The following is an 18,666-nucleotide window of genomic DNA, read 5'->3' on the forward strand; positions in this document are numbered from 1 at the left end:
ATCAACCTAGCCACGGGGTACGACAGAATGCGCCAAGTAGCAGCACCGTGACAACATGTATCTATGGTTCCCTCGGGGCGGCGCACCGCGGTGGTCGTCCGGCTGGGGTTCGTCGGGCTGGCGCTCGTGGCACTCATGCTCGGCTACATCGGCCTCGATCAGTATTTCCGGCAGGAGGCGCTCGACGGGCGTACCTTCCTCAATCTGCTGTATTGCGATCTTCAGCTCTTCGTCCTGGGCGCCGACCCGCTGCAGGGGGCCACGGACTTCCCGCTCAGCCTGCAGCTCGCCCGGTTCGCGGCGCCCGCCGTCACGCTGTTCGCCCTGGCCGAGGCCGGTCGCCTGCTGCTGGCCACCCAGCTCAACCGCATCCGCGCCCGCAACGCCCGCGGGCACTCGATCGTCTGCGGCGACTCGGCGGCCGCGATCGCGCTGGCCCGGAATCTGGCGCGGGCGCGGCGGCGTACGGTGCTCGTCCGGAGCCGGACCATCGGCCCGCTGGAGCTGCGCCGCGGCCGCCTGCTCGGCATCACCGGCGACGCGACCGACCCGGACGTGCTGCGCGGGGCCGGCGTGCTGCGCGCGACCACCATCTATGCCTGCACCGACGACAGCGCCACCAATGTGGCCATCGCCACCACCGCCGGCCGCGTGCTCGGGAGCAACGGCGGACAGGCCATGGTGTACGCCCAGATCCACGACCCGGACCGGGCGGTCACCCTGCAGGCCCGGCGGCTCGGGGTGGACGCGTCCCCCGGGCTGCGGCTGGACTTCTTCAACCTCGACCAGCTGGCGGTGCACGTCCTGCTCACCCAGCGGCCGCTCCGACCGGCCGGAGCCCGCCCGCCCCGGCTGCTGATCGCCGGTGACGCGCCGTTCGCCCGGGCCCTGCTGGTCGGCGTGGCGCGCAACTGGCGGCTCAGGCGGCAGGACGACGCCTCCCGTCTGCGCATCGACCTCGTGGCCCCCGGGGCGGCGGCGATCCTGGCCGGGCTGCGCGAACGGTACGTGATCGTCGACGAGGCGTGCGCCGTGTCCGCGTACGACCTGGAGCTGTCCGCCCTCCTGCGCGCCCGCCGTGATCTGCGTTACGACGACGCCTGGTTCTGCTACCGCGACGAGGAGTACGGCCTCCAGCTCGCCCTCACCGCCCACGAGCTGTGGCACCGGGTGCGCGGGCGGATCTTCGTGCCGGTCGAGCGGTTCGCCGGGCTGACGGACGCGTTCGGCGACGAGTCCGGTCAGCCCCTGCTCGACCAGGTGAACGGCAAGATCCGCCTGATCCCGAAGAACACCCTCGCCTGCGACCCCGACCTGATCGCCGAGGACCTGGTCGAGCGGCTGGCCCGGCTGATCCACGAACGGTACGTGATCTCCGCCCGCCGCCGCCCCGCCGAACCGACCGACCCGGCGGCCCTCGTGGACTGGGCCGACCTCGACGAGGAACGCCGCCGCTCCAGCCGGGCCCAGGCCGGCTCGATCGGCGCCAAGCTGCACGCGATCGGCTGCACGATCGTGGCGCGCACCGGACCGGATGACTTCCGTCTCACCCCCGGGGAGATCGACCTGCTGGCGGCGGCCGAACAGCAGCGCTGGCTCGACACGGCCGCCGCCGGCTGGCGCTACGGGAGCCGGCGTGACGAGGCGGCGAAGCGGTCCCCGTACGTCCGGGCCTGGGACGATCTCGCCGACGGCGACCGCGAGAAGGCCCGCGCGGCGATGCGAGACCTGCCGGCGATCCTCGCCGACGCCGGCTTCCAAGTGGTACGTCTGGCCGAGGGCACACTTGCAGTGACGGACGGAGAGACCGATGACGCGTACGGTGACACGGGTCGGCGTGACCGGCCACATCCGCCTGGCCCGAGGCTCGGCCCGGCCGATCTACCGGGAACTCAGAACAACGCTCGCCGAGCTGGCCGGTGACGGCGACCTGCACGGCGTGACCTGCCTCGCCGAGGGCGCCGACAGCCTCTTCGCCAAGGCCGTGCGCTCCCTGCGCGGCAGCTTCGACGTCATCCTGGCCGGCCCGCCCGGCCGCCGCACCACCCGCCGCCTCCTCCGCTCCGCCCGCCAGGTGCGGCGTGTCCAGCACGACGCCCGCCCGGAGCACAGGTACGCCGCCGCCAGCGCCGCCGTCCTCGACAACTGCGACATCCTCGTGGCGGTCTGGGACGGCAGCGAGGACGGCACGTACGGCGGCACCGCCCACACCGTGGCGCTGGCCCGCGACCAGGGCAAGACCGTCCACGTGGTCTGGCCCCCCAAGGCCCGGCGCCGAGGCTACGTGGGCGGCGGCTCGATGTCACACTCCAAGCGAGCCCCGGCGGCCGCCGCCTGAACACCGGGGTGATCGTCCCCGAGCGCCCGGGCCAGCCGAGCCACGGCCGCCGGATGATCACCCTCCTTGTCCAGCGCCAGATTGACGGCGGCCACAAGCGTCTCGGGGTGCTCCTCACCCCGCACCCGGACCAGCCGGTCGAAGGTCACCTGCCCGAGATCGACGGCCTCCTTGCGCATCTGCTGATGAGCGAGATCATTGGTCAGCCCGATCGCGGTGATCAGCGTGTGCGGATGCTCGTGCCCCAGCTTCTGCGCCGTCTCGTCATAGGTCACCTCATCGATGTTGTGCGCCTCCCGCCACTGCCCGAGCGCCCGCAACACCACCGCAAGGTTCGTCGCGGCGGCCAGCGTCAGCGGATTCTGCTCCCCGAAAAGCCGCCGATACCGGTCGTACGCCTCCGTGGCCAGACTCCGAGCCCCAATCGCATCCCCCACAGCCCGCAACGTGTTCGCATACGTCATGATCGCCGCCAAAGTCAGGTGATGATCGGGCCCGAACCGCTCCTGACACCCCCGGTAGTTGTCGGTGGCGAACCCCATTGACTCTTGCTGCCGTCCCAGTCTCCGTTGCCCCACGGCCATGGTTCTGATCGCGACGAACCAGTAATCATGTCTGTTCCGGCGCGGCATCTTCGACTGCTGCAGAGCCAGAGCCTCCTCGGTCCGTCCGAGGTCCAGCAGGTCCCATGCCAGGTTCCGGGCGGTGACGAGAACGTTGGCCTGGGCGCCTCCGTCGGCCCGCTCCGACCTGGCGAGCAGATCCGAGTCGATCGCGAGAGCCTCCTCCGAACGGCCCAGAAGCCGGAGGTTGATGGTGAGGTTACTGGCGGCCAGAAGCACACGTGGGTCGTCATCGTCGTAGATTTCACGCATCGTCGCGACTCGGCGGTTGTCGACGTCGTAGGCCTCCGGATAGTCGCCGTCGAACCGTAGGTAGAAGGCCACGATCGCAGCCAGCCCGAGCGTGTCAGGATGCTTCTCACCGTACGTCGGGTCCGCGCGCAGCGAATTCCACGTGTCAGAGATCATTTCCCGGGACTCGGCGTAGTGTCCGAGCGCTCGGAGCGCATTCGCGAGGTTCCGGGTGGCGCGGACGGTCAGCCGGTGCGTCGGTCCGAGATCTTCGATGGCACGCCAAGCGCCGAGTGCTTGCCGGGCCAGCTGGACGGACGCCTCGAAGTCGCCGACGCGCTCAAGGTAACGGATCTGATCGGCGACCGCCTCGCGCGCTTCGATGACGGTCGAGTGAGTGGCGTAGGAAGCATTCAGATGCGGTCCGATCTCGGCATGCTGCGGCCACGTCCGGGTGTCTTCCGGTCTACCAGGGTTCGCCGCCGCGAGGAGCCGATGGACGTCCAGCCGTCGCTGAACCGCCGTCTGCTCGGGCAATCCATCGCGGACGACGAGCTGAACGAGGCGATGGACCTGAATCTCCTCCTGGTCGGGGCTTACTTGGGCCAGGCCGTAGCGGGAGAGCTGTCTTGCGAGACGAAGCAACTCATCGGTGCGGTACAGCGCCCGTCCCAGCGGCGGTGTGAGCATGGCGTCGCGTCCGCGGTGAAGCAGGGCTATCGGCACGGGCACGGGAGCCATGAAGGACAGAAGTTCGAGCAGTTGCACTGCGGCCACGGAATCCTCCCGCAGCCGGGCAGCGGCGACGTTCACAAAAGTCGTGACTGTGGTGGTGCGGGAGCCGGCGCGACGCCCGGCGGCCAGGAGTTCGTCGAAGTGTTCGGCGAAGAGGCGCAGATACTCGGCGACGGGCATGCCGGTGGAGGTTTGCATGGCGCATACCTGTTCCAGGCCCAGCGGCAGGTCGCCCAGCTGCTCCGCCAGCGCGTCGCAGTCCTCGGCCGTCGCCACGACGCCCCATGCCCGCATGAACTCGATGCTCTCCTCGCGATCGAACACGCCGACCTGGACCGCCGTGTCCGTCACCGAGGACCAGGCGGCATTGCGTGAGGTGACAATCACGTGGCCACCCGCGGCGGGCACCAGATTCGTGAGGTCGCCGGGCTGGTCGGCGTTGTCATAGACCAGCAGCCAGCGTAGAGAGCTGCCCTCGAGCGCGGTGAGCACTGTGCGAATGGTCTGCCGCATGTCGGCGGACGCGCGGATGCCGAGCTGGTCGCCCAACGCGGACAGCGCCGCGATGGCTTGCGACGGGTGCTCGGCCGGAACCCACCAGACCAGGTCGTACTCCCGTGACCACCGGTGCAGATACTCGATGGCGAGCTGGGTCTTGCCGACGCCGCCGAGCCCCACCACCGGCAGCGGGGGCTCCGCCGAGCTGGTCAGCCCCGCGCGGATCTGATCGAGGAGCTGCTCGCGCCCGGTGAAGTGTCGCCCTCGTGCCGGAGCGTTGGTGGTTGTGGGGCCGGCGAGGGGCTGCTGCGGCAAAGATGCCCGGAGCGGTGGCGCCACGAAGTCGTTGCGCAACGGGGCAGGAGCCGTCTGACCGGGCTCGTCGCTGGCGGCCAGCCACAACTGATGGAAGCGGCGTACCTCTCGGTCGGCGTCGAGACCGGTCACCGACCAGGTCGCGAGCTGGCGGACGACGCACTCGACCTTGACCCACTTCGGCAGGATGCCGTTGCCGCGCAGCATCGCGTTCACCGTCTCGTGGCTGACGGTGTCGCGGAGAGCGTCGTTGTCCCGGATTGCCGTGCTGACCTTCCGGGCGGCCGGCTTGCCCGCAGCGCGGTGCAACTCCTGGAGGGCCGCGGTGAGATCGCGCAACGGCCCATTGGCAGCCGGACCCGATCGGGGAGCCGTCGGCACGCGCGAGCCCTCCGTCCAACGTCAACAGATGTCAGGTTCTGCCAATCGGAAGAAGTCCATTGGACGGCCTCCGTCAGCCGCCGTCAACTTCCGGCGGTCCTTGCCAGAACAGATCGTCCGACCGGCCGATGGCGCCAGGATGGAAGGGGACGATCCGCCGGGAGGAAACGGATGGCTGCACCCAAGGAAGTGTTGTTGACGGTCACATCGCTCGAACGTGAATTCATTCACCTCGGCGTATGTCCGGGCGATGTGATTCTGCTCCACAGTTCGCTGCGATCCGTCGGCTGGGTGTGCGGCGGCCCGACCGTCGTGGTGCAGGCACTGCTGGCCGCGACCGGTCCGGACGGGACCCTCGTCGTCCCGGCGCAGACGCCGTACAACAGACATCCGGAGCGCTGGAATCACGACCCAGTGCCCCCCGCGTGGTGGCCCGAGATCCTCCGGGACCTGCCCGCCTTCGACCCGCAGCTCACTCCCAGCGCCGCCATGGGAGCCGTGGCTGAACGGGTGCGCACCTGGCCAGGCGCCGTACGCAGCGCTCATCCGCTGACCTCTTTCGCGGCGGTCGGTGCCCGGGCGGCCGAGTTGCTGGCCGTGCACGACCTGTCCAGTCTGCTCGGTGACCGCTCGCCCGTGGCGGCGCTGGAACGCGCCGGAGCCAAGGTGCTCCTGCTCGGGGTCGGTTACGAGTCGTGCACCGCATTTCATCTCGCCGAGTCCCGTCTGCCCGGACTGCCGGTCGTCGAATTGACTGCGGTGGTAAGGACCGAACGCGGTCGCGAGTGGGTAGCATACGAGACGATCGGGCTCGATGCCCGTGACTTCGATCTTCTCGGGAAAGCATTCGAGTCCGCCTGCGGCGAAGGCGGGATTCTCACCAGGAAGACGGTCGGCGCAGCGGTGAGCCGCCTCTTTCCACTCCGCGACGCGGTGCGCTTCGCTGAGGGCTGGCTCCCGGGCCGGCGACCCCTGCACGTCCCCTCCGCTCCCGGCCCTGAGAAGGAGAACCGATGACTTCGTTCGAGACCGGTCTCTTGCGCGCTGCCGATCTGCCTCTCGACGAGCTACTGGCGCTCCGGGGTGCTGGCGACACCGTGCTCGACCACTGCCTGCGCCGGGTCGTGGAAGACGCCACCTCCGGCACCCGGGAGCGGGTGGCGGCCTTCAATGCGGCTCCCTTGCGCCGCCCCGCCCCGCGTCATGAATGAGCCCGTCCGGGAACTTCCGTTCCAGCAGTTCATCGTCAAGCTGCACAGCCGCTGCAACCTGTCATGCGACTACTGCTACGTCTATCACCACGTCGACCAGAGCTGGCGCGACCGGCCGAAAGTGATGAGCCGGCGGACCATCGCGGCAGTCGGCGCGCGGATCGGCGAGCACGCCGAGACTCATCGGCTGGAGGAGGTCTTCGTCGTCCTGCATGGCGGAGAACCGCTGCTCGCGGGACCGGCGGTGATCGAGGACATGGTCAACGGCATCCGGGGCTCGGTGCCGGCCGGCACTTCGGTGGACGTGACACTGCAGACCAACGGCACCCTCGTCGACCACCGGTTCGCCGACGTCTTCGCGCGGCACGACATCGGCGTCGGCATCAGCGTCGACGGCGGTCGCGAGGCCAATGACCGGCACCGTCGATTCGCGAACGGCCACCCGAGCTTCGCCCTGGTGCAACGGGGGATCGCCCGCCTGCGCGCGGCCGGTGACCAGTGGACAGGGCTGCTGTGCACCGTCGACCTGGACAACGACCCGCTGACGACGTACGAGGATCTGCTGGCACTGCATCCGCCCCAGATCGACCTTTTGCTACCCCTGGCCAACTGGGTGCATCCTCCGGCAGGCCACGGTGGCACCGCATATGCGGACTGGCTGATCCCCATCTTCGACAGGTGGTTCTCGGCGCCGCGGCGGCAGACCGGCGTCCGGCTCTTCGAGTCGATCATCTCCATGCTGCTGGGCGGCTCCAGCGACACCGAGGCCGTCGGACTGAACTCGGCACGGGCCATCACGATCGAGACGGACGGTCAGCTGGAGGCGACGGACGCGCTCAAGACCACGGCTCCCGGCCTCGGCGCCACCGGTCTGTCCGTGCATCGGCACACGCTCGACGACGCGATGCGGCATCCCCGCGTCCTGGACATGCACCGTACGCTCGGCCGGCTGCCGGCAGAGTGCCAGAGCTGTCCGATTGTCGACATCTGCGGGGGTGGCCAGACGTCGCATCGCTACGGAAACGACGGCAGCTTCGCGCATCGGTCCGTCTATTGTGCCGATCTGGACAAGCTCATCCGGCACATCAATGACAGGGTGCGCAGCGACCTGAAACTCGCGGCATGAACGGCCGGACGTTCGTCATCACGGAGGAGCAGCTGGCCGGCCTCGCCCGCGGCCACGGTGCTGACGACGCCATCCAGCTCCTGGTCGACGGGCAGCTCTCGATGCGGCGGCTCGGTCTCGTGGCTGTCGCTGTGCGGGCGGCGGAGCTTCCCGCTGATCTCGGCGCCGCGATCAGCCTGGTGGCACGCGTCGACAGGGAGGCGCCCGAGCGCGGACGAGACCTGCTCCGGCATCCGTTCCTCGGTGCGTGGTCCCGCTCCGTGCTCACCGGCGACGCCGGACCACAGGCGGCTGATTATCTCGTGGCTCTGATGTCGGCCACGGAACCGAGGGGTCGCCTCCCAGCGGTCATCATGGATCGGGACCCGCTGCGGAATCAGTTCGGCAAGCCCGTGCTGCCCCCGCTGCCGCCGGATGAGAGAGCCGCCTTTGCCCGGACGCTGGACGCCGCCTGGGATCTCCTTCTCCGGGAACAGCCCGCGCACGCGTCCGCCATGCGGCTGGCGCTGCGAGCGATCGTGCCCCTGCGCACACCGGCCGACGGCAGCCAGACCAGCGCCTCGGCGCGAGGAAGCTTCGGCGCCATCGGCATGTCGGTGCCGGATGATCCGGTGACGGCCGCCGAGCTGCTGGTGCACGAGTTCCAGCACGAGAAGCTGAACGCCCTCCTCGACCTGCTGCCGTTGTGCGCCGAGAACGGGCCGGCAGTGTGGCACGCACCCTGGCGGCCCGACCCACGGCCGGCGTCGGCCCTGCTGCAAGGGGTGTACGCCTTCACGGGCGTCACCGGCTTCTGGAAGCAACGCCGCCTCCACACCACCGGCGACGAGCAGGCCCACGCCGAGCGCCTCTTCGCCCACTGGCATGAACAGGTCTGCTATGCACTGGACCAGCTCATGTCATCCGGAGAGCTGACCCAGCACGGCAAGTTCTTCGTCACCGAGCTGGGCGCGACCCTGAACGACTGGGCGCCCGAGGCCGAGCAGGCCCGTCAGACCGCGAAGGGCGCGATGTCCTGATCGATCCGACGCCCCTCCTGGGCCGCGCGGGTGCTGGGGTGGTCCGGCCCCAGCCTGATCAGGAGCTTGCCGATCGCCTCGTCGCGATAGCGCTTCGCGCCCACCGGGTCGGTGTCCTGGTGACTGAGCACCCAGTTCGACAGGGCCGCGAGCAGCGCCGGATGGCTGTCGTCGAAGGCGGACCGGCGGAGCCGCCCCAGCACCTCGGCGTCCGTCTTCGCGGCCAGATTCAGCTTTCCGAGCGCGAACTGCGCGTTCGCCAGCGTGATCAGGCTCGCCACCGTGTAGGAGTGCGCCGGCGGGAACAGGGTGTCCAGCCGGTCGAAGACCTGCTCGGCCAGCCGTAGCGCCTCATCGAGGTCGCCGGCCTCGCGACGGAAGATCGCGAGGTCGTGGGCGAACACCATCGTCTCCGGGTGATCGGCGCCACGCGTTTCCCGGAAAGTCTTGTAGACCAGCTCGCCCAGCGACCGCGCCTCGCCGATCCGGCCCTGCGCCCACCGGACATCCGCCTGCTCCAACTGGCAGCTCAACGTCAGGCGGTGTTCAGGCCGCAGACCCTGCAGCGCACTGCGCACCGTGCCGTCGATCACATCGGCGGCGTCATCGACCACGTTGAGTCGACGCAGAGTGACGGAGTACGTATGCCCGATTCGAATAGTCCGATAATGTGTTTCGCCTCTGACTCGGATGCTGGTCCGGTATGCCGATTCCAGGAGGCTGCGGGCGGCCTCGAACTCGCCCAGTTCGACGAGATCGCCACCAAGATTCTCGGTGGAAGAGATCGAATCGACATGATCGGGTCCCAAAATCTTCCGGCGCCGCTCGAGGGTGTCGCGGTCGATGCGTTCGGCTTCCCGCAGGTTACCTGTGAGGCGCAATGACACGGCCAAGTTGTTCGCGGCGTTCAACGTCTCGCGGCTGTCGTCGCCGTAGACGGCGCGGAGACCCTGGAAGGTGCGCCGGTCGAGATCAGCGGCCTTCTCGTACTCGCCCCGCGCGCGGAGATCCACGCCCAGGAGCATCGCGGTGTTGAGAGTGTAGGGATCGTCTTCGCCGCGGGTACGGGTGAGACGGGCGAAGCTGTCCTCGTTCATCGCGTACGCCTCGGCGTCGCGGCCCATGCTGCTCAGCGCCAGCGCGAGGTTGCGACGGAGGCGAAGCACCCAGACGTCATCCTCACCCGACTGGGGGATCCACGAGCGGAGTGCAGCCTGCGAGAGTTCCTCGCACGCGGCGAAGTCGCCGCGGACGTACAGGTAGCGGGCCATGTCGATGACCAGCTGGCGGGTCTCCGGCTCCTTGGCCGACAGCGCGCCGCTCGCTTCCAGGTGGGGGCGGATCGCTTCGTACTTGGCGCGATTTTCGGCATTGTCCGGGTTGCCCCGGTCGGTTTCGGCCAGCACGCTCTGGATTTCCCGCCTACGCGTATTTTGTCCCGCTTCGTCCAGGCGCGAGCGTACTATATCGGAAGTTAGACGGTGGACCACGACGCCACGCCTTTCCGGGCCGGCTTCGTTCATCCCCGCGTTGACGCGGGCCAGGCCCAGGCGGCCGATCTCCTGGACCAGGGCGACGTGCCGGGCCGGGTCGTGCATCGTGGGGTCGATCGGAGCCAGCAGCGTTGTCATCTGCTTGTTGCTAATCATGCGGTACGGGATGACCTCGGGGGCGAGGAACGCCAAAAGCTCGATCAGCCGGGTGGCGGCGGGGTTGTTGGCGGCGAGCCGGTCGTAGGCGAGGCCCACCGTCGAGGCGACCGTCTGGTCGTAGGTCGCCGGGGCGTTGCCGCTCATGGTCTCGGCGGCGCGGTGGTTCAGCAGGTGGAGGTAGTCGGTGACGGCCATGCCGGTGGTGCTGAGCATGCCGCCCGCCTGTTCGAGGGCCAGCGGGAGGTCGCCGAGGCGGTCGGCGAGGCGCTCGGCGTCGGGGCGGGCGACGCCCTGGACGCGGCGGCCGAGGAGCTCGACGCTCTCGGTGCGTTTGAAGACGCTGACGTCGATGGCTTCGAGGGCGTCGGCCCAGCGGGGGTTGCGGGAGGTGACGAGCAGGTGGCCGGGGCCGGCGGGGAGGAGGTCGCGCAGGTCGGCGGGCTCGTCGACGTTGTCGAGGACGATCAGCCAGCGGCGGACCGGGGCGGCGCTGCGGAAGGCGGCCAGGACGGCGGCGACCTGCTCCTCGACGTTGTCGCCGGGCAGGGCGAGCTGGGTGGCGATGTTGGCGAGGGCGAGGCGGAGCCGGGCCGGCTGGGCGGCGGAGATCCACCAGATCCCGTCGTACGCGGCCGCGAACCGGTAGCAGTACTCCAGCGCGGTCTGCGTCTTGCCCACGCCGGGCAGCCCGACGAGGGCCAGCTGGGCGCCGTCGGGGCGGCGGGTGAGCAGGCGCTCGCGGATGTCCTCGATGACGCCGCCGCGGCCGGAGAAGCGCGGGTTGCGGTTGAGGCCGACCTCGAAGTGGGGCGCCCGGTCGGCCGGGAAGCGGATGCTGTCGGCGCCCTGGGCGGGGCCGGGTCGCAGGACCGGGTCGAGGCCGAGGGCGAGCGACGTCATCTCCAGGACGCGGTCCTCGGCGGCGCCCATCACGTCGATCAGGGCGCGCGGCGGGACGGTGCGTTCCAGGGGCGTCGCGTCGACCCGGAGGACCGCGGCGACGGACGGGACGTCGGAGCCCAGCCTGTCGTACATCTGACGCAGCAGGCGCAGGCCACCCTCGCGGGCGAGCAGGTCGCGGGAGTAGATCACGACGAGGTGGTCGACCTTGTCGAGGTCCGGGACCGAGTCGCGGATGTTGAGCATCGAGGTGCGGTGCGCGCCGCTGTCGAGCCGGTCGCGCAGCCACTCGGCCCAGATCCGGTCCAGCGGGGCGTACGCGACCACGACCGTCCGGTTGTCCCGAGGGATGTTCTGCTCGAAGGCGCCCAGCACCCGCGCCCGCTCCGACTCGGGGATGCTCTCCGCCGGGCAGTCGTGGCCGGCGAGCCGGGACGCCAGCCGCACGTACGGCCCGAGCAGCCGGCCGTTCTGCTCCGGCATGTCCCCGAAGACGGCGAGGATCTCCTCGTACGCGTAATAGGGGATGTAAGGCACCTCGACGCTGTTCCAGTAGTTGTCCGGGGATTCGCCGCCGAGGAACTTGAGGTGCGGCTCGAAGATCCGGCGGGAGAAGACGCGGCCGCGCTCGAGCTTCGCCTTCTCGCCGTCCTCGATGCGGGTCGGCACGGGATAGACGGTGATCTCCGGGTCCTGGCTCACGATCGACCGGGTGACGGCCGCCGCGCCGACGATGCTCTGGTTGTTGAGGGTGAAGCAGTTGACCACGCTCTCGGGCAGGTGCACGGTGCAGATGCCGCCGGTGTCGCTGGTGCCGGTCCGGCTGTCGATCAGCACGAAGTCGTAGTGCCGGGCCATCTCCTCGCGCAGGTCGGCGAGGAGCTGCTGTCCCTGGTGCCAGAAGGTGTCCCAGCCGAAGGTGCTCACGGCCTTGGCGTAGCCCTCGTTCTGCCGCCCGGCCGGGACGAAGTCGAGCAGGCCGCCGCGGGGGAAGTCCCAGTCGAGCGAGGCGGCGTAGGACTGGAGGCGGATGCTCGACGGGCCGCCCGGGCGCAGGCTCTCCTCGGAGTGCCGGCGGACCAGGTCGAGCAGGCCGTCGGAGCTGCGCAGCTCCTTGTCGCGCAGGAAGGGCTGGAAGTAGCGGTGCAGGCCCGGCGACTCGAGGTCCCAGTCGATGGTCAGCACGCGGTAGCCGTGGGTGGCCAGCAGCCAGGCGACGTTGGCGAGTGCCATGGTGCGGCCGGTGCCGCCCTTGTAGCTGTAGAAGGTGATGATCCGGCCGCCGGGGCCGGCGTCGGCGCCGGTCATCGCTGGTCCTCGGGAAGGTTGGGATTGAGCAGGGGCAGGTCGCGCCGGGGCGGCCGGGGTGCCCGGTTGCGCGGGCGCGGCGGGACGGCGGTGGGCGGGCGGCGGGTGGCGGCGAAGGCGCTGGCGATCTGGTGGAAGCCGGGCCGGTCGGTCGCCGGGGGCACGGGCCGGCCGGTGCTGAGCTCCACGACGCGCTGCGCCAGCACCTGGACGAAGTCGTTGTAGACGGCCTGGGCGCCGCGGATCAGCCGCCGCAGCCGCACCCTCTCGTACTCGTCGCCGAAGGCCGCCTCCCTGTACTGGTAGCGGTCGGCGACCGGGTGCAGGGTGTCCATCGGCACCCAGAGCAGGGGGATGATCGAGGTGCTCCGGCCGGCGGGTGCGATCCGGGACTCGAACACGGTCCACTCCTTGCCGCAGGCCTCGCTGCGGAAGTAGGACGGACTGAGCAGCGGCAGGAAGACCTGAGCGGTGCTCAGTGCCTCGACCAGCCCGTCCGACCAGCGGTCGCCGAGCTGCAGCGAGGTGTCGCAGAATCCCGTCCCGTCGTCCTTGCTGGAGAACACCTGCACGTCGTTGCAGAGGTCGAGGAAGAACTTCTCGACGAGCCGGTTGTCCTCGGCGGAGTGGTGGACATAGCTGATGAAGAAGCGCGGCGGAGGTTCAGGCATACCCACGGGCGAGCTCCCGAGGAGGAACAATCGTAGGGCTTCGATCACACAGTGTACGGGGATGTGTCGACTGAGGGCCGGTGGCGAGGCGAGGTGCAGGCGTCGGCTGGGCCCGCCGCGGCCCGGTCCCCCTGTCGGCACAGACACTAGGGCCCCCGCAGGATCGGCCGGGGGACGGCGGGTCCGTCGTCGGGGGAGCGCGGCAGGCGGCTGCCCCGGAAGAGCCGGTTGCGGGCCTCCTCGAGCAGGCCGGCGAGGTCCGCGTCGAAGTCGTGCGAGCTCGGGATCTCGGTGCGCACGAGCGGCTGCCGCCCGGACGCGGCGGCCCGGAAGGTGGTGCGCAGCCCGAAGCGGAGCTCGGCCAGGTGCTGGGTGGTCTCCTCGTCGAGCTGGCTGGCCGGCACCAGCAGCGCCGTGTCGCCGAGGCCGCGCCGGTCGATCTCGGCGAGGACGCGCTGATAGGCGTCGAGCTGGGTCAGCCACCAGTCGCAGAGGATGACGACGATCTCGCGGTCGGCGCGGGCCCGCTCGATCAGCTCCGGCACGTCCTCGAGGGCGGCGAGGTCGGCGGGCAGCGCGCGGTCGGCGGCGAGCAGGCGGGCCCGGCTGGCCAGGGATTCGGGGTCGGCCGGCAGGTACGGCGTCCAGGCGAGTGCCCCGTCGCCGTAGAAGGCCAGGTTGCTGCGGACCTCGTCCATCTCCTCGCGGGAGGCGGCCGCGATGACGAAGTGGACCCGGGGCCCCGGGCGGACCGGTGTGAAGGCACTGTGCACGGTGGTGAGGTCGCGGGGCGGCTCGACCGGCGGCGCCGGTGTGGACCGGCCGGCGGCCACGACGTGCGCGGCGACGGTGCTCAGGAACGCCTCGTAGCGGGGCCGGAGGCTGCGCAGCCGGATGAGTTCGCGCAGGTCGCGCTGGTCGCCGTCGACCGCCGGCGGGGCGAGCAGCGGGCCCAGCTCCGGTGGGGGCGCGGCCGTGCGGTCCCAGCAGACGGGGATCATGGCGGTGGCCCGCATGCCGGGCGGGTAGCGGTCCGCGAAGACCCGCCACTGCCGCCCGCAGCTCTCCGAGCCGAGATAGCGCGGCGAAACCAGGGCGAGGAACACGTCGCAGGACGCGAGCCGGAACAGGTGCTCGGGGCCGGGATGCTGATCGCCGTTGCCGAGGGTGCCCAGCCAGGAGGCGGTGGACTCGGGCACGAGCCGGCGCAGATCGTCGAAGAACTGCCGGACCCATGGATCGTCGTCGCCGGCCGCCGAGCTGAGGAAGAAGGAGGACACAGTCAGGATCCCGCCCGCCGAAGTTGTCGGACGACAGCTAGCGTAGCGACAACATGTCGGGGTGCCAAACGGGTGGTCGACCGGAGCATGTCCATGGGCGTCCTCTTTCGCCGGCCCTCGCCTCGGCGCGGGATGCCCCGGGCGACGGAGGCGCTGCCGAAGAGGTCGATCCGCTCCAGAGTAGGGGCGCCCGCAACCCCGAAACAGTCGGAATAAAGACAGAATTCGATGCCCTGATGGTGGTGCCGGGTACGGTCCCCGGCGTGTCTTCGTTGTCCGGCGCAACGGCGCGCGGAACGGCCATCGGAGGGTCACCCGTTCGGGGCCGGTGGCCCAGGCGGAGGCTCTCGATCCGCCTGAACCACCGACACCCTTTCGCTACCCGCTCACCGACGGGCTAATCACCCGTTCGAGAAGTGCCGGCAACAAGTCGCCCAGCACTGCCATGCCGTCCCTGCTCAGCACCGATTCGGGATGGAACTGCACGCCGGCGAATCCCGCACCGCGCAGCGCGTGGACCGTACCGTCGGGGTCCGCGGCGAGCTCCACGCCGGGAGCGGAACCGGCCAGGGCGGTGAAGCTGGAGTAGAAGCCGACCCGGCGCGTCGCTCCGAAGAGGTCGATGTCGCGCGCCAGCCCCTGATAGGGCGCGTCACGGCGCTGCAGCGGCAGGCCCAGGACCCCGGCGAGGATCTGGTGACCCAGGCACACGCCGAGGATCGGCCGGCCGCTCTCCAGCGCGTCGGCCGCCAGGCCACGCAGGCGGACCATCTTGGGCGACTCCGACGCCGGGTCCCCCGGGCCTGGTCCCAAAATCAAAAGATCAGCCGGGGGTACGGCCGGAGCGCTCCACGGGACGACGGAAACGCTCAGTCCCAGCGCTCGCAGCTGGTGGGTGAGCATCGCGGTGAAGGTGTCCTCCCCGTCGACGATCACCGCGGTGCGCCCGAGGGACGGCTGGCCCGGGGTCCGCTCGTCCAGCCAGAACCGGGACAGCCCCTCGTTCCGAGCGGCGAGGGCGGCGTCGTCGGCGACCGGCGGCTCGAAGCCGGACGCGGCGCGGCCGTGCAGGGCGGCGAGGACCCCGGCGGCCTTGGCGTGCGTCTCGGCGACCTCGTCCGCGGGCGTGGAGTGGCGGACCAGGGTGGCGCCGACCGGGACGCGCAGCTCGCCGGCGGGGGAGATCGACGCCGTACGGATCAGGATCGGCGCGTCCAGGGTCTGCCGGCCCTCGTCGTCGTGGCCCAGCAGGGCGAGCACCCCGCCGTAGTACCCTCGGCCGCGGCGCTCGTGGCGGGCGATGACGCGGCAGGCGTTCTCGATCGGGCTGCCCGTGACGGTCGGCGCGAACATCGTCTCGCGCAGCACGTCGCGCACGTCGAGGGAGCCGCGGCCGGCGAGGAGGTACTCGGTGTGGGTGAGGTGCGCCATGTGCTTCAGGTACGGGCCGACGACCTGACCGCCGTGCTCCGCGACCGTGGCCATCATCTTGAGCTCCTCGTCGAGGACCATGTGCAGTTCCTCGATCTCCTTGCGGTCGGCGAGGAAGGCGGCGAGCCCGCGCGGGTCGCTGTGCCGGTAGGTGCCGCTGATCGGGTTCATCATGACCAGCCCGTCGGCCACGCTGACGTGCCGTTCCGGGGTGGCGCCGACCAGCGTACGGGTGCCGGTGTGCACCAGGAACGTCCAGTACGCACCGCTCTCGCCGGTCAGCAGCCGCCGGAACGCCGCCCGTGCCGCGTCGACGGGATCGCCCGACACGGTCGCCTCGTACACCCGGTGGATCACGAAGTTGGCGCCCTCGCCGTGCCCGATCTCGTCCCGCAGCACGTCCGCCACGATGCCGGCGTATGTCTGGTCGTCGAGATCGAACGCGCCGTCGGAAACGGACAATTCACCGGGCATGTCGGCGATGACCCGGTCGACGGGGAGGAGGCTGACCGACGACACCCGCAGGCACTCCAGCGGCGCCTCGTCGTCCACACACTCGAACCCGCGCTCGGCGATCTGCCGGTAGGGGATCAGGGCGAGCGTCTGCGGGCCGGTGCCGGAGGGGAGCGGGATGTCGGCGAGCGTGGGCACGGTCACGACGTCGCCGTGGAGGAGCTCGACGTGCGATGCGCCGTCGCGGTGCAGCAGGGCGAAGGGCTTCATGGGTCCTCGATCGGGTCGGGGACCGCCGCCGGGGCTGCCCGGCACACAAGCCGACGGCCGCCTCGGGGAGGCGGCCGCGTGAGTGATTACGCGCGAGCAGGGGCCGCCGGACAGGCGGGCCACCACATGCTCAATCGCGCGTGCATGGGGCAGAGGCTAGCAGAGTCAGGCGGTGTACGCCTTCCGCACCGCGCCGCGCGCCCACTTCATCCGCGTCGGGGCGCAGTCGGGGTGCTCGCCGAACTCCTGGGCGACCAGCGCGGCGCAGCCACCCTCGCCCAGCCGGCCGACCGTCTCGGTGACCGCGGCGCGGATCGACTCGGGCGTCGGCTGGTCCGAGCCCTGCAGGTCGGACAGGAACAGGGCTTCGATACGGACGTCGTCGAGGTCCACGGCGGTCATGATCTCCTCCTGCGGGTGCTTGGATCAAGAACACCGCGCCGAGGATGCATTCGTGCTGCGCCCGAGTTGCGGTGCGGTTGCGGGAGGACCAAACATCCGGCTGGGGAAACCGATATCGTCCCGGTAAGGGATGAATTGGGGGTACGCCGTGACGGTGGTGCTGGTCGCCGACGACGACGCGGACATCCGGGATCTGGTCGCGTTCAAGCTCGAACAGGCCGGGCTCGAGGTGGTCCCCGTCGAGGACGGCCAGGCCGCGCTGGAGCAGGCCCGGGCCCGCCGGCCCACGCTGGCCGTGCTCGACGTCTCCATGCCCGGGCTCTCTGGCATCGACGTCTGCCGCATGCTGCGCGCCGACCCCGCCACCGCCGGCATCCTGATCATCATGCTGACCGCCCGCGTGCAGGAGCAGGACGTCGAGGGCGGCTTCAGCGCCGGCGCCGACGACTACGTGACCAAGCCCTTCAGCCCGCGGGAGCTGGTGTCGCGCATCCAGGCCCTGCTGACCCGGGCGCGGGCCTGACCCGCGAGTCCCACGCCCATGACCCGCAACCGGTCCGTCGGGCGCCTGCTCACCCGGGCCTTCGGCGCGGTCGTCGTGCTGATCGTCGCCACCGGCGCCGCCGAGACCACCGCGCTGACCCTGCAGCACCGGGTCGTCAAGGAGCTCTCCGAGTACGTCCAGCCGCTCGAACTGGCCAACGCCGAGCTCCGCACCACCCTCGGTGACGCCCAGCGCGGCCTGCGCGGCTACCTGCTCACCGGCGACGGGCAGCTGCTCGACTCCTACTCCGCGGCACGCACCGCCTACGAGCAGTCGGCCGCAGACCTGACCGCCCTGGCGCGCAGCGACGAGCGGGTCTCGGTCGACGAGCAGATCGACCGGGCCGACCAGTGGTGGCGGCTGGCCGAGCAGCAGCGGCTGGCCCCGCCGCGCAGCGCTGCCGCGGCGGCGTACGTGAATCAGGGCAAGCCGCTCTTCCAGGCCTTCCAGGCGGTGAACGAGACCCTGGACACGAGCCTCGCCACGCGCGCGGCCGACCTGCAGCGGCGCAGCTCGCGCCTCAGCCAGGTGACCACCGCCGTGGTCGTCGCGCTCACCGTGCTGGCCGCCGTGGTCGCCCTGGCCACCGCGGCGCTGACCGCCCGCCGGATCACCCGTCCGCTGGCCCGGGTCGGCGCGGTGATCGACCGGCGCCGCGCGGGCGAGCTCGAGGCGCGCGCGGACCCGGGCCGCGGGCCCACCGAGATCCGGGCGGTCGCGCTGGCGATCAACGAGATGGCCGAGGAGCACGAGCGCATCCGGCGGGCCGAGGCGGACATCGCCCGGCTCCGCGGCGAGGTGCGGGCGCTGGGCTATCGCATCCGGGCCCACCTCAAGGTCGAGGACGCGGTGCGCGAGGCGATCGAGGGCGCCGCCGCCACCATCGGCGCGGATCACGTGCTGCTGCGCATGGCGCCCGGGCAGACCGACGTCCCGGCGCAGGTCAGCCTCCGGGACGAGCACGCGGGCGGCGTCCTCGCGGACCTGGGCGGGATCGACGTCACGTGGTTGCGTACCGGGGATGTGTGGGCGTCCGGCGACGCCGGGCCGGTCGTCCCGCCCGAGCCCGAGCGGCAGGCGGCGGAGACGTTCGGCGGGCCCGTGCTCACGGTCGCGGTCAGCGGCGGCGAGGAGCTGCTGGGCGCGCTGACCCTGGTGCGCGACGCCGGGCCCGCCTGGAACCCGGTCGAGGTCCGGCTCACCGAGGTGGTCGCCAACGACCTGGGCCGCGCGGTGCACCTGGCCCGCCTCTACGAGCGCGAGCAGCAGCTGGTCGCC

14 protein-coding genes are annotated in these 18,666 nt (G+C 70.8%); 8 read left to right on the top strand and 6 right to left on the bottom strand.

Going from position 1 to position 18,666, the window contains the following annotated elements:
• Window positions 1–63: 63 nt before the first annotated feature.
• The gene (locus RBH18_RS16180) at window positions 64–1,923 is read left to right on the top strand and encodes an NAD-binding protein (protein WP_306208498.1); all 1,860 of its coding nucleotides are present in this window, start codon (window positions 64–66) and stop codon (window positions 1,921–1,923) included.
• A complete protein-coding gene (locus RBH18_RS16185) occupies window positions 1,838–2,338 on the top strand; it encodes a hypothetical protein (protein WP_306208500.1) in 501 nt (166 codons plus the stop codon). Before RBH18_RS16180 ends, RBH18_RS16185 begins: the two co-directional genes overlap by 86 nt.
• Here RBH18_RS16185 and fxsT (RBH18_RS16190) read toward each other — a convergent pair.
• On the bottom strand, window positions 2,281–5,079 hold the full coding sequence (fxsT, locus tag RBH18_RS16190) for an FxSxx-COOH system tetratricopeptide repeat protein (RefSeq protein WP_306208502.1): 2,799 nt from the start codon (window positions 5,077–5,079) through the stop codon (window positions 2,281–2,283). The genes RBH18_RS16185 and fxsT (RBH18_RS16190) overlap by 58 nt on opposite strands.
• Before the next feature lie 213 nt (window positions 5,080–5,292).
• On the opposite strand from fxsT (RBH18_RS16190), the gene RBH18_RS16195 reads away from it, so the two are divergent.
• From RBH18_RS16195 to RBH18_RS16210, 4 genes are read left to right on the top strand one after another with little or no spacing between them, the layout of a single operon-like run.
• Window positions 5,293–6,138 carry an aminoglycoside N(3)-acetyltransferase gene (locus tag RBH18_RS16195; protein ID WP_306208505.1) on the top strand — a complete coding sequence of 282 codons (846 nt, stop codon included), beginning with the start codon at window positions 5,293–5,295 and terminating at the stop codon, window positions 6,136–6,138.
• Window positions 6,135–6,332 carry an FxSxx-COOH cyclophane-containing RiPP peptide gene (fxsA, locus tag RBH18_RS16200; RefSeq protein WP_306208507.1) on the top strand — a complete coding sequence of 66 codons (198 nt, stop codon included), beginning with the start codon at window positions 6,135–6,137 and terminating at the stop codon, window positions 6,330–6,332. The genes RBH18_RS16195 and fxsA overlap by 4 nt, the downstream gene beginning before the upstream one ends.
• Window positions 6,325–7,458 carry an FxsB family cyclophane-forming radical SAM/SPASM peptide maturase gene (locus tag RBH18_RS16205; RefSeq protein WP_306208508.1) on the top strand — a complete coding sequence of 378 codons (1,134 nt, stop codon included), beginning with the start codon at window positions 6,325–6,327 and terminating at the stop codon, window positions 7,456–7,458. The genes fxsA and RBH18_RS16205 overlap by 8 nt, the downstream gene beginning before the upstream one ends.
• Window positions 7,455–8,477 (top strand): aKG-HExxH-type peptide beta-hydroxylase, encoded by a 1,023-nt coding sequence (locus tag RBH18_RS16210; protein WP_306208510.1) that lies wholly within the window; start codon window positions 7,455–7,457, stop codon window positions 8,475–8,477. Before RBH18_RS16205 ends, RBH18_RS16210 begins: the two co-directional genes overlap by 4 nt.
• Here the strand turns inward: RBH18_RS16210 and fxsT (RBH18_RS16215) are convergent.
• The 5 genes from fxsT (RBH18_RS16215) to RBH18_RS16235 all read right to left on the bottom strand — a co-directional run bounded on the left by fxsT (RBH18_RS16215) (window position 8,450) and on the right by RBH18_RS16235 (window position 16,844).
• Window positions 8,450–12,337 carry an FxSxx-COOH system tetratricopeptide repeat protein gene (gene fxsT / locus RBH18_RS16215; RefSeq protein ID WP_306208512.1) on the bottom strand — a complete coding sequence of 1,296 codons (3,888 nt, stop codon included), beginning with the start codon at window positions 12,335–12,337 and terminating at the stop codon, window positions 8,450–8,452. The genes RBH18_RS16210 and fxsT (RBH18_RS16215) overlap by 28 nt on opposite strands.
• A complete protein-coding gene (locus RBH18_RS16220) occupies window positions 12,334–13,008 on the bottom strand; it encodes a TIR-like protein FxsC (protein ID WP_306208514.1) in 675 nt (224 codons plus the stop codon). The genes fxsT (RBH18_RS16215) and RBH18_RS16220 overlap by 4 nt, the downstream gene beginning before the upstream one ends.
• Window positions 13,009–13,154: 146 nt before the next feature.
• Complete coding sequence (gene fsxC / locus RBH18_RS16225; protein ID WP_306208516.1) at window positions 13,155–14,288, bottom strand: FxsC protein; 1,134 nt, start codon at window positions 14,286–14,288, stop codon at window positions 13,155–13,157.
• Window positions 14,289–14,666: 378 nt separating this feature from the next.
• On the bottom strand, window positions 14,667–16,442 hold the full coding sequence (locus tag RBH18_RS16230; RefSeq protein WP_306208517.1) for an anthranilate synthase family protein: 1,776 nt from the start codon (window positions 16,440–16,442) through the stop codon (window positions 14,667–14,669).
• A 165-nt stretch (window positions 16,443–16,607) separates the two neighbouring features.
• Window positions 16,608–16,844, bottom strand: coding sequence for a hypothetical protein (locus RBH18_RS16235; protein ID WP_306208519.1), 237 nt, complete (start codon window positions 16,842–16,844; stop codon window positions 16,608–16,610).
• A 148-nt stretch (window positions 16,845–16,992) separates the two neighbouring features.
• Between RBH18_RS16235 and RBH18_RS16240 the strand changes: the two genes are divergently transcribed.
• On the top strand, window positions 16,993–17,367 hold the full coding sequence (locus RBH18_RS16240) for a response regulator transcription factor (RefSeq protein ID WP_306208520.1): 375 nt from the start codon (window positions 16,993–16,995) through the stop codon (window positions 17,365–17,367).
• An 18-nt stretch (window positions 17,368–17,385) separates the two neighbouring features.
• A partial coding sequence (locus RBH18_RS16245) for a HAMP domain-containing protein (protein ID WP_306208522.1) occupies window positions 17,386–18,666 on the top strand: 1,281 nt, incomplete at its 3' end.

It is taken from the genome of Actinoplanes oryzae (assembly GCF_030757795.1).
Classification (GTDB): Bacteria; Actinomycetota; Actinomycetes; order Mycobacteriales; family Micromonosporaceae; genus Actinoplanes.